Annotated in this window: 13 protein-coding genes; 6 read left to right on the forward strand and 7 right to left on the reverse strand. The window is 49.1% G+C overall.

Annotation, left to right across the window (positions count from 1 at the left end; translation table 11 throughout):
* The 3 genes from RMO84_RS02970 to RMO84_RS02980 form a co-directional block, all read right to left on the reverse strand.
* Positions 1-548 (reverse strand): 1-(5-phosphoribosyl)-5-amino-4-imidazole-carboxylate carboxylase (locus tag RMO84_RS02970; RefSeq protein WP_310486961.1); only part of this gene is annotated, 548 nt, incomplete at its 3' end.
* A gap of 54 nt (positions 549-602) precedes the next feature.
* The gene (locus RMO84_RS02975; RefSeq protein ID WP_310486962.1) at positions 603-1,073 is read right to left on the reverse strand and encodes a hypothetical protein; all 471 of its coding nucleotides are present in this window, start codon (positions 1,071-1,073) and stop codon (positions 603-605) included.
* 216 nt (positions 1,074-1,289) lie between these two features.
* Positions 1,290-2,171 (reverse strand): 4-hydroxybenzoate solanesyltransferase, encoded by an 882-nt coding sequence (locus tag RMO84_RS02980; RefSeq protein WP_310486963.1) that lies wholly within the window; start codon positions 2,169-2,171, stop codon positions 1,290-1,292.
* Between the two features lie 74 nt (positions 2,172-2,245).
* Here RMO84_RS02980 and RMO84_RS02985 point away from each other — a divergent pair, with 74 nt between their 5' ends.
* The 4 genes from RMO84_RS02985 to RMO84_RS03000 all read left to right on the forward strand — a co-directional run bounded on the left by RMO84_RS02985 (position 2,246) and on the right by RMO84_RS03000 (position 4,248).
* A complete protein-coding gene (locus tag RMO84_RS02985; protein ID WP_310486964.1) occupies positions 2,246-2,404 on the forward strand; it encodes a hypothetical protein in 159 nt (52 codons plus the stop codon).
* 137 nt (positions 2,405-2,541) lie between these two features.
* On the forward strand, positions 2,542-3,273 hold the full coding sequence (locus RMO84_RS02990; RefSeq protein ID WP_310486965.1) for a response regulator transcription factor: 732 nt from the start codon (positions 2,542-2,544) through the stop codon (positions 3,271-3,273).
* 74 nt (positions 3,274-3,347) lie between these two features.
* Entirely contained in the window at positions 3,348-3,632 is a 285-nt protein-coding gene (locus tag RMO84_RS02995) for a hypothetical protein (protein WP_310486966.1), read from the forward strand.
* Positions 3,625-4,248: a nucleotidyl transferase AbiEii/AbiGii toxin family protein gene (locus RMO84_RS03000; RefSeq protein ID WP_310486967.1), complete on the forward strand. Its 624-nt coding sequence runs from the start codon at positions 3,625-3,627 to the stop codon at positions 4,246-4,248. Before RMO84_RS02995 ends, RMO84_RS03000 begins: the two co-directional genes overlap by 8 nt.
* Positions 4,249-4,375: 127 nt before the next feature.
* On the opposite strand, the gene RMO84_RS03005 is transcribed toward RMO84_RS03000, so the two are convergent.
* Positions 4,376-4,804: a Fur family transcriptional regulator gene (locus RMO84_RS03005; protein WP_310486968.1), complete on the reverse strand. Its 429-nt coding sequence runs from the start codon at positions 4,802-4,804 to the stop codon at positions 4,376-4,378.
* 228 nt (positions 4,805-5,032) lie between these two features.
* Between RMO84_RS03005 and RMO84_RS03010 the strand changes: the two genes are divergently transcribed.
* On the forward strand, positions 5,033-5,572 hold the full coding sequence (locus tag RMO84_RS03010) for a peroxiredoxin (RefSeq protein ID WP_310486969.1): 540 nt from the start codon (positions 5,033-5,035) through the stop codon (positions 5,570-5,572).
* 330 nt (positions 5,573-5,902) lie between these two features.
* Entirely contained in the window at positions 5,903-7,252 is a 1,350-nt protein-coding gene (gene gorA / locus RMO84_RS03015) for a glutathione-disulfide reductase (protein ID WP_310486970.1), read from the forward strand.
* Between the two features lie 211 nt (positions 7,253-7,463).
* Here gorA and RMO84_RS03020 read toward each other — a convergent pair whose 3' ends face one another.
* The 3 genes from RMO84_RS03020 to RMO84_RS03030 all read right to left on the reverse strand — a co-directional run.
* Complete coding sequence (locus tag RMO84_RS03020) at positions 7,464-8,336, reverse strand: phosphatidate cytidylyltransferase (RefSeq protein WP_310486971.1); 873 nt, start codon at positions 8,334-8,336, stop codon at positions 7,464-7,466.
* 65 nt (positions 8,337-8,401) lie between these two features.
* Positions 8,402-9,001 carry a precorrin-6Y C5,15-methyltransferase subunit CbiT gene (gene cbiT, locus RMO84_RS03025; protein WP_310486972.1) on the reverse strand — a complete coding sequence of 200 codons (600 nt, stop codon included), beginning with the start codon at positions 8,999-9,001 and terminating at the stop codon, positions 8,402-8,404.
* A 634-nt stretch (positions 9,002-9,635) separates the two neighbouring features.
* Positions 9,636-10,591 (reverse strand): FAD-binding oxidoreductase (locus RMO84_RS03030; RefSeq protein ID WP_310486973.1); only part of this gene is annotated, 956 nt, incomplete at its 5' end.

A 10,591-nucleotide genomic window follows, 5' to 3' on the forward strand; every position in this document is an offset into this window, starting at 1 on the left:
ATGCCCGCGACGACGATTAATACATCGGCATTATCGATCGCGTGACGGTTATTGAGCAATCGCTGAATGCCAGCCACGCCGACATCCCATAATTTTTCGACTTTGAAGCCGCATAAGATCGCCGTCTGCGCTGCTTCCTCAGCTACGGGTAAATCGGCTGTACCGGCGGTGAGAATGGTAATTGTGCCTGCATGTATCGATCGAGATTCGGGAGGCGTTAGCGCGCAAATTTGGGCGGTTTGGTAATAGATCAGGTCGGGGATTGCTAGCTGGAGTTCGGCGTAGACGGCAGGTGTAATCCGTGTCGCCATCACTACCGACTGCTGGTGGCGCATGACGCGGATGATTTCGATAATTTGGGCGGGAGTTTTGCCCAAGCCCCAGATAACTTCGGGGAAACCCGTCCGCTGCTGACGCTCGCGATCGATTTTGGCAAAGTCTGCGATCGCTTCATAGCCTAGCGACTGAATTTTCGCTCCGGCTAGTTCCGGCGTAATTTCACCAGCCGCAACGGCTGTAAGTAGAGCTTGAAGCGATTCTGACATCATCGAAGAGATTTACTGCACATAGATAGAGATTCATTCTCTAGATTAGCAGCAGAGCTAGCCAGTGTAGCGACATAATTTGCCACCAACTGGTTTATCGGTAAAGTTAGCAATCTTCCAAACGCGCTCTCCTCTTTTGACGCTACTAGCGACAATCGTCGGTTGCTTTGCTTTGGGCATTTGGAAGCCTTGAATTTCAACGACATCCCGGACGTTAACTTTCAAATCTTGTTGCTTGAGTGCTCGTGCTGCTCCCAAGTAGATTAACTTTTGCTGACCGTTAGCCGTTCTGACGCGCACCCAGGTTGCAATTTCTTTAGCAGCAATCGGCTGATTTTTGTAGTTGTGTTCGATCCCGACGACTCGACCTTGAATCGTGGTCACTGTTTGGGGATCGACACTCGGTCGTGCGGCAATCTCTCTAGGCAAACAACCATTTCTAGGAGTTGGAGCCTCTGCACGAATTGCAGTTGGAGCTAAACAGCCCATCAACGCGATCGACCAGATTGTTACGGTGATTCGGTTCATCTCGATCTTCCCTCCGATAAAAATCAATCTGTCTACTCTGAAATTATGCAAGTTAATTTCGATCTTTAGCTCTCTCGATCGAGTGACTTTAGCCTGGGCTTAGCCTCTACCTGCACGGGAGCCTCTCAAAATGAGAATTAAACAGATCTTCACTGCCTACTTTGATTAGACCACATAAAGTTGAAGAAATTGTAAAGATCTTCAATCTGGGCAATTTTAATGTCTGATGCCTAATATCATCCCCACCAGCAACCCAAACCCGATCCAGACATTTTCACCAAACATTTGGGGATAAAAAGCCGCCGGAATTTGCGGACGCTTGAGCCGGAGATATTGCCACAGCCACAGACCGCCAGACATGCCCAGCGTCAGCCAAAAGATCGCGCCCAAGTTCATTAATTGCGCCATATAGCCGAGCAAACCAACCGTCAGCGCGTAAAAGAGTGCGACCGCTTCAGCCACATATTTACCAAAAAATAACGCACTAGAATTTACCCCAATCCGCCGATCGTCCTCACGATCGGACATCGCATACACCGTATCGAATCCCAACGTCCAAAAAATCGTCGCCCCCCATAAATACCAAGTGGGAGTTGCCAGACTTGCCGCCACCATCGACCAACTAATCAATACTGCAAATCCCCACGCGATCGATAGTACCAATTGCGGCACGGGAAATACCCGTTTTGCGCCTGGATACAGCAAGATGACAGGGACAGCCGCCACACACAGCCAGAAAGTCAGCGGATTGAGATAAGCCGCCAAAATTGCCGCGCAGATTAACGAAACAATCAACACACCAATGCCAGTCGCGATCGACAATGACTTAGCCGCCAGCGGACGATTTTTAGTCCGCTCCACATGGGGATCGATATTCCGATCCCACAGATCGTTGACCACACAGCCAGCAGCACTAGTCGCCAGCGTCCCCAAAATGACGACGCCGACTAGCGGTAACGGCGGATTGCCTTTAGCCGCCAAACATAATCCCCACAAAGCAGGAATCATCAAAATTAATCTACCAGCAGGCTTATCCCAGCGGAGCAGGCGAATCACACTCAGCCAGATCGGTTGGTTGTTGGGGGGGGTAGTTGTCATAAGGAGTTGGGAGACTGGGGGGACTGAGGGACTAGGGGACTGGGAGACTAGGAGACTGGGAGAACCATAGGAAAATGATACCTGCTGCCAAGCTCTCTAATCACTATTCACTATCCACTATTCCCGCTCCCCGCGCCCCGCTCCCAACTCCCAACTCCCAACTCCCTGTCTTGTCTCGCTATACCGTCGGGGAACCCGACGAGCGCGAGCCGCAACTCCCAACTCCCAACTAGTCACTATGACGTAATATGGATAAATATCAAAAAAACTCGCGTCCCTCGATACAGTTGCGTATAATCTTTACAGAAAGCTTTGTTTCGATAGATCTTGTTAACAAACTTTTCAGACATTTACACAAAATTACTCGAACATGCCTCGAATACTAGTCATCGATGATGATGCGGCAATCGCTGAAATAGTCTGTATTAACCTCGAAATGGCGGGATATGAGGTGAATCAGTCGCCTGATGGTATTCAAGGTCAGGCCATGGCGATCCAAATCCAACCCGATTTGATCGTGTTGGATTTGATGTTGCCCAAAGTTGATGGTTATACGGTCTGCCAACGGGTACGGCGGGACGAACGCACTTCCGATATCCCGATATTGATGCTCACAGCACTGAGTCAAACCCAGAATAAAGTCGAAGGGTTTAATGCTGGCGCAGATGATTATCTGACGAAACCATTTGAAATCGAAGAGTTGCTAGCGCGCGTCCGCGCCTTATTGCGGCGAACAGATCGCATCCCACAAGCTGCCAAACACAGTGAAATTCTCAACTATGGCGAGTTGACGCTTGTACCAGAGCGGTTTGAAGCAATCTGGCGGGGTGCGACGATCAAGCTTACCCACCTCGAATTTGAACTATTGCACTGTCTGCTCCAACGACACGGACAAACCGTCTCGCCGAGCGATATTCTCCGCGAAGTCTGGGGTTACGATCCAGATGATGATATCGAGACAATTCGCGTCCACATCCGTCACCTACGCACGAAGATGGAACCAGATCCCCGTCGTCCGAAGTATATCAAGACAATCTATGGCGCGGGTTATTGTCTGGAGCTACAAAACGATCGCGAGGCAGAAAAAAGCTCTGTGGGTTAATCTGGATATCTAGTTTGCTGCAAGTATTTTGAGGGATTAACTGCGATCGTCGAATGAAAAAGTTGTGAATAATTATGATTATTATTCAGCCTTCTAAACTACCATTTCTAGAATTCCTCGGCTGGCAAGTTGCTGATGTTTACCGATTGAATCAACTAGAAATGCTTGCCAGTTACGAACGGGGTTGGCGGTATCGTCAGATTGCCAATCTTCCTGCGAGTGAGTTGGCATTTATCAAGCAACTGGCGATCGATCGCAAATCTTGGTTATTAAGTGAGTTTATGGAGTTTGAGGTCGGTCATCATCAATTAATTCATCGTGTTTTAGAAAATTTAAATTATGATTTTCTGAGTGAATAGTGAATGTCGAACGTACTTTGGAGGCGGTACGCTCATATCATTAGATCTGGGAGAATATCGCACTAGTAACGATATTGACTTTATCTGTGCGTTAGGATCTGGTTATCGTCAGTTACGGAATACGATTGGCCAACGAAATCCTCGCATCTTACTAAAAGATAATTCCGAACTAGAAATCTCCAGATTTACCGCCGACCAATATGGGATTAGAATGGCAATCGTTGTCGGTGGCATCCCGATTAAGACTGAAATTATTGCCGAAGCACGATTTGAACTAGATTCACCACGTCAACCGATTTGGTCGCCAGTTGAGTGCTTGAGTATCACTGACTGTTTTACTAGTAAATTATTAGCTAATGCCGACCGATATGCAGATCCTAGCGTTCATTCCCGCGATCTCATCGATCTAGCTTTCTTGCGAAACTCGCAACCTATTCCACCTTTAGCGATCGAGAAAGCCGAGGCTGCTTATCGAGTGATGTCGCCTTTAAATACTGCATTAACTAAGTTCCAAGCAGATGCCAATCTCAGATTTCACTGTTATGAAAATTTAGCAATTTCTGAGGCTTTTCGTTCTCGATTAATTGATGGTATCGATCTATTGGCGTTGGCGTAGCCTCTCCTCTGGAGAATCGATCTAGGTTTAGATAAAACTAGTCGAACTATTACTGAATCAGGGGAAGAGATTTTTCCGTTTATGTAAGAATAAATCGGTTTGTCGATCGAATCCAATACTTAAAAAGTTACTGTTCTTGACTGCATCGATCGCAATAGCCACGGACGGTAGTTTCATAAGTTTGCGCTTTGAGTCCGGTTCTGAGTCGATCGAATTCCACGACGGGTAAAGCGTCCCAACTGATATCTTCGATCGAGCCGCATTGCTGACAGTGGAAGTGGTGATGCGGTTCGACGATCGCATCAAAGCGCGACACCCCAGCTTCGAGTAAGACTTCGCGGATCAATCCGGCTTCGCGCAACGCTTGTAAGGAACTATAAATCGTTGCTTGCGAAGAGACGGGACAAGATTGATTGAGATCGATCGAGAGCTGTTCGACTGTGGGATGATCGTTGCGAGAGAGGAGATTGGCATACACTGCAAATCGTTGCGGTGTGACGCGCAAGCCTTTGGCTTTGAGTGTTTTGACGATCGCGTCTGTTGATGGCTGGCTCATTGCGAGGAGACTAGAAACTAGTGATTAGTGACTAGTAGAGAGATACTGTAACTTACAATTATAGTGCCCAAATTCCGGCAACGACCGCTAAACTTTAGATATTCTTAATTAAGTGTATTTATCACACTTGACTTATTCCTAAATTAGAATTATTCTGAGATGTGCGAGCTGCGATCGCTCAGTTACCAGTTGTCGCGTGAAAATAATAATTAAATTTAGGAGTAAATCATGGCTGTAGTCAACCAACAAGTGCCCAACGTTGTATTTAAAACTCGCGTGCGCGATGAATCGGTCGGAGGCTCTAATCCTTTCAAATGGCAGGATACGACTACCAAAGACATCTTCGCTGGCAAAAGAGTAGTTGTGTTTTCCCTTCCTGGTGCCTTTACGCCTACATGCTCTACCACTCACCTTCCTGGCTACGATGCAGCCTACGACCAAATCAAAGCCTTGGGTGTTGATGAAGTTTACTGTGTATCCGTCAATGATGCTTTCGTGATGTTCCAGTGGGGCAAAAACATGGAAGTGAAAAACGTCAAGCTTTTACCAGATGGTAATGGTGAATTCAGCCGGAAGATCGGGATGTTGGTCGAGAAGTCCAATCTCGGTTTCGGAATGCGTTCGTGGCGTTATTCGATGGTCGTCAACGATGGCAAAGTCGAGCAAGCATTCATCGAAGATGGTTACAGCGATAACTGTGAAACCGATCCTTTTGAAGTTTCTGATGTTAATACGATGTTGAATTACTTGAAAAGTGCTAAAGGTTAATTAACGTCTTAGGTTGGGTGGAGCCGAGCGAAACCCAACTATTTCAGCGATTGGTTCTGAGGCGGAGATCTACCCACCCCACCCTACGGGCAGCGGAAAGTGCGGTCTTGGGGTTTCCCCTGCTTGGGTATGGGTCACGGATGGGGAACCCATCCGACCCAACTCCGCAAGTAGAGCACCTTTCCAAGACACCCCTCCTCGGAGGGGATTTTCTGTGCTAGGGGGCTGGGGGGTAAGGCCATCTCAGTCGAAGTCCATTAGAATTACATATACATAGTAATAAATTCGGCAACATCTCCAAAATTTTGGGCAAGTAAGGACATACAAGACATGAGTTATGATTTTGACCTATTCGTAATTGGTGGGGGTTCTGGTGGGATCGCTACAGCCAGACGCGCCGCAGAATATGGTGCCAAGGTAGGTGTTGCTGAATATAGTAAGCTTGGCGGTACCTGCGTCAATCGCGGCTGTATTCCCAAAAAATTGATGGTGTATGCGTCCCACTTCCCCGAATTGTTCACCGACGCGGAAGGCTATGGCTGGAGTGCGGTCAAAAGTCAGCTAGACTGGCCGAAAATGATTGCGGCGATCGATAATGAGTTGCTGCGGCTGAATGGGATTTATCAGACGATGCTGGATAAATCTAAAGTAGAAGTCATTCCCGCACGGGCGAAGTTTATCGACCATCATACGCTTCAGGTCGGCGATCGGACTGTCACTGCGGATAAAATCTTGATTGCAGTCGGCGGTCATCCCGTGCGTCCGGATATTCCCGGAATCGAACACGCGCTGATTTCGGATGAGATGTTTTATTTACCTACTCAACCAAAGAAGATCGTCATCTTGGGTGCTGGGTATATTGGGTGTGAGTTTGCGTGCATTATGCATGGCTTGGGGACGGAAGTGACCCAGATTATTCGCCCCGAGCTGATTTTACGGAGTTTCGATCGAGACTTGCGATCGGCAGTGCAGGAAGGGATGATCCATCATGGCATCAAGATTATTAATAATGCTTGCGACCTATCTTTGGAGAAAACCGATAATGGCGTGAGTGTCACGGTGACGACTAAAGACGGACAGCAGACGATTCTAGCTGATGCTGTCAGTCTCGCCGCGTTGGGACGCCGACCCAATACCGCCGACTTGGGATTAGAAAATACCAACGTCAAAACCCATGAAGGGGCAATTTTAATCGATGTCAACAGTCAGACGAATGTGGAAAATATCTACTCCGTCGGCGACTGTACCGATAATATCCAACTGACTCCCGTGGCGGTTAATGAAGGTCGGGCGTTTGCCGATACGATGTTTGGCAACAAACCCCGCGTCATGAACTATGCCGATATTCCCACGGCGATCTTTACAACTCCCGAAGCGGCAACCGTCGGTTTAACCGAAGAAGAAGCGCGGGAAATGCACGGCGATGCGGTAAAGATCTATCGGAGTAATTTCCGTCCGATGTACTATGTCCTGCCCAATAAACAGGATCGCACCCTGATGAAACTGGTAGTAGATACCAAAACCGATCGAGTCCTTGGCGCGCACATGGTCGGCGATCATGCAGCGGAAATCATTCAGGGCGTAGCGATTGCTGTCAAAATGGGTGCCACTAAGGCTGATTTTGATGCTACTGTCGGGATTCACCCCAGTTCTGCTGAAGAATTTGTGACTATGCGGTAGACAATCGCCGATTGCGGTGAGAGTGATGGCTAAAAACCCCGACTTCTTGAAGAAGTCGGGGTTTTGGATTTGTAGGTATTCTGGTTTTAACTCCCCGCTGTCTTGTCTTGACGCACACAACCTGGAGGAAACCTCCAGGTCGATGCGTCGCTGACTGAAACGCACGCTGAGGAGACCTCAGCGCGATTTCAGTCGCTCCCCGCTCCCCGCTTTAAATCAACGGTAAAACCAATTTGACAAAATAGTAAACCAACGGCGCGGTAAAAATATAACTATCCGTTCGATCGAGCATTCCGCCATGCCCAGGAATTAAATCCCCCGAATCTTTGACCCCAGCATCGCGTTTCATCACCGATTCGGTCAGATCGCCCAACATACTCGTCATCCCGATCGAAATCCCCAAAGCCACCCCACCGAAATACCAATGATGCCAATGCAAGGCCCATGCACCGAGCATTCCCATCGTAATACTGCTCAAAAGTCCAAAGATCGCCCCTTCGACCGTCTTTTTGGGGCTGATTTCAGATAATCGCGTCCGTCCGAGCCATTTGCCAAATAAGTAGGCTCCGATATCTGTGACCATAATGCACATAAACGACAGCAACGTTGTCGTAAAAGCTGGTGGTAGGACGCTCAGATCGAGACTTGCTAGGAGTTGTGCCCAGTCAGTATTAAAAGGAAAAGCATGTGCGGTCAGCGGATCGAAGCCCACGCGCAACCGCACCCAAAAGCTGGGTAAATAACCACCATAAAATAGTCCGAATAGGGAAGTCGAAATATCCGCGATCGAAGCTATTTTGGGCAGGAACAGTAAGTAAAAGCAAATCAGCGTACCTGCAACGGGAAATAACGCATCGTCGAGATTGGAGCCGAGTGCCCCGACGAGCAACAACACTTGACTGATAACTAAGGTAATTTTACTGGCTGGCTCGATCCCTTTGGCACGCACGAGGGCAAAGTATTCGCTCTGACCGAGATAGACAATAATACACATCCCGATCGTAAAGTACCAACTACCTAGCACTAACATACATAAAGCTACGGCGATCGCTACGATGGTACTAATGACGCGGGGGATAGACATTTCTGAGTTGGGAGTTGGGAGTTGGGAGATGGGAGAAAAAAGCTCGATTCACTATTCACTATCCCCTAATCTAATTTCTCAGCACTTAAGATAAACAACGGATCGACAGCCATCAATCGCCGACTATTGCCTCTGGTTTCGAGGCGATTGACAGCGGCTTGGACGACTTCGACGTTGCGAGCGTGGAGCTGGGTAAAGCTTTCGGAGACTTCATACAGAGCTTCGAGACTGGCTGCTGTGACGACAATGCGACCTGTCGAGGGTAGGTATTCCCAAACTTGCTGCAAAATCGGTTTGATGCCCTTGCTGCCTTCGATGCAGGCTCTTTGAGGGAGAATGGAGATCTGCTTGAGACATTGGGGGGCGTTGCCAGTGACCACTTGGACATTTCGCACGCCAAAACGATCGCAATTGAGTTGGATCAGATTGGCGACTTCTTCATCGCGCTCGATCGCGACAATTTGGCCTTGAGGGCATAGTAACCCAATTTCTACGGGAATTGTCCCCGTCCCCGCACCAATGTCCCAGACGACGGAATTTGCTTCCAATCGCAACGCCGAAATCAGTAGGAGTCTGATCTCACGCTGACTCATGGGAATCCCTGGCAATCGCTCGAATAATTCGTCGGGAATCCCTGGGGATACATATTTCCACAGTTCGGACATAAGGCTTGGGTTGATTGGGGCGATCGTGCTTAGAGACATCTACGCACAGCGGCTGTGTGGTTACTCACATCTTACACCAGTACATCGATCGACGTTTCCACTGACACACCTACTAAATAAATCGCCCCTATAAGTCATCCCATTTTGGATTGGGGATTGCGGCTCTCGCACGCCCTTGTTTCCCGATGGTTTGCGGATGCGCGCTCCGTCTTCTCTTCGAGACGCTACGCGAACGACACGCCTCGCTTCGTATCTCCTACGGAGAGGCTGTGCCTACGGCAGGCTTACGCCAACGCCAACGTCTACGGCTTTGTCTTGTCGCACACAAACGGGAGGGAGCGATGCAATGTGGGCGGGTGTCCCGCCCATACAATTGCATCAGCGGCGCATCGAACGGGAGGTTCCCTCCCGTTTGTGTGCGTCAAGACAAGACAACCTCCCGTTCGATGCGCCGCTGCCGAGGGTTTAGCGCACCAAGCAGCGACCCAAACACATGCGGAGGTTCCCTCCGCATGTGTTTGGGTCAAGACAGAGAGACAAGACAGAGGATTAGTGATTGGGGAAACCTCGCTGCATCTGGAGTGAGCACATCCAGCTGTTTTAGATCGTTTTAATGGTATGTCCAGTTACTTACCTAGAAACATTTGCCAGGATTGAGGAGATCCAGGGGATCGAATTGGTGTTTGAGTTGGCGCATCAGGGGGACGGCATTGCCGCGATAGCCCCAAACATCGAGTTTTTGCTTGAGTGCGTCAGGTGCTTGCAAGACAGATAGAAAGCCGCCATTGGCTTCACAATGACTGCGGAGGGTTGCAATGTGCAGATCGTCGCTGAGGGCGCAGGCACCGATGCCGCTACTGAGATGGATGACAGCATTGGCGGTATTATTTGTCGATCGATCGGTCGAGGCGATCGTTTCAACTACTGCTGTCGATCTGACACCTAATTTACAGCCAATGGGAGTAGTGCCCCAAATTCCGGTTTGAATGCCCTGCCAGAGCTGTTCGGCTTGCGCTCCCTGCCATTGCCCACCTTTTAAGCCTAATCCTCTGCCGATTTCTAGCAATTGTGCCGATTGTTCGGCGATACTGGCGGGGATAGTTGCGAATTTCACGACGAGACTGGGGGTATTGCTAATCTCTAACTGCTGGCTGAAGGCTGTAGAAACGACATCGACGGCGATCGGGGTCAAAGTACTGGCGAGTAAGATTTTAGCGGCAGTGGCGAGCTTATCTACCGCCCCTGTCAGCATCACCGTACCAGTGTCCGATGGCAAGGGATAGACGCGGAAAGTCACGGCTGTCAAAATGCCTAAGGTGCCATAGGAGCCGGTAAACAGCTTCATCATGTCGTAGCCTGCCACATTCTTGACGACTCTGCCGCCAGCTTTGGCAATTTTGCCATCAGCACGGACGAAACTGATGCCTAAGAGTAAATCTCGGACGCCACCATAGCGATGTCGCAGCGAACCCGTATTGGCTGTAGCAATGATGCCCCCGATCGTGGCGCGATCTGGATAGACTGGATCTAGAGGCAAAAACTGTCCGGCAGTAGCTAAAATTGTTTGCAAGGTGGCGAAGTTCATCCCCG

This window comes from Chamaesiphon sp. VAR_69_metabat_338 (assembly GCF_031423935.1).
Lineage (GTDB): Bacteria > Cyanobacteriota > Cyanobacteriia > Cyanobacteriales > Chamaesiphonaceae > Chamaesiphon.

What these genes read in the sequence shown, in the direction of transcription:
- RMO84_RS03020 (WP_310486971.1), bottom strand. Translation starts at nt 8,336, where the DNA reads ATGTCTATCCCCCGCGTCATTAGTACCATCGTAGCGATCGCCGTAGCT.
- gorA (WP_310486970.1), top strand. Translation starts at nt 5,903, where the DNA reads ATGAGTTATGATTTTGACCTATTCGTAATTGGTGGGGGTTCTGGTGGG.
- cbiT (WP_310486972.1), bottom strand. Translation starts at nt 9,001, where the DNA reads ATGTCCGAACTGTGGAAATATGTATCCCCAGGGATTCCCGACGAATTA.
- RMO84_RS02980 (WP_310486963.1), bottom strand. Translation starts at nt 2,171, where the DNA reads ATGACAACTACCCCCCCCAACAACCAACCGATCTGGCTGAGTGTGATT.
- RMO84_RS02990 (WP_310486965.1), top strand. Translation starts at nt 2,542, where the DNA reads ATGCCTCGAATACTAGTCATCGATGATGATGCGGCAATCGCTGAAATA.
- RMO84_RS02985 (WP_310486964.1), top strand. Translation starts at nt 2,246, where the DNA reads ATGATACCTGCTGCCAAGCTCTCTAATCACTATTCACTATCCACTATT.
- RMO84_RS03010 (WP_310486969.1), top strand. Translation starts at nt 5,033, where the DNA reads ATGGCTGTAGTCAACCAACAAGTGCCCAACGTTGTATTTAAAACTCGC.
- RMO84_RS03005 (WP_310486968.1), bottom strand. Translation starts at nt 4,804, where the DNA reads ATGAGCCAGCCATCAACAGACGCGATCGTCAAAACACTCAAAGCCAAA.
- RMO84_RS02975 (WP_310486962.1), bottom strand. Translation starts at nt 1,073, where the DNA reads ATGAACCGAATCACCGTAACAATCTGGTCGATCGCGTTGATGGGCTGT.
- RMO84_RS02995 (WP_310486966.1), top strand. Translation starts at nt 3,348, where the DNA reads ATGATTATTATTCAGCCTTCTAAACTACCATTTCTAGAATTCCTCGGC.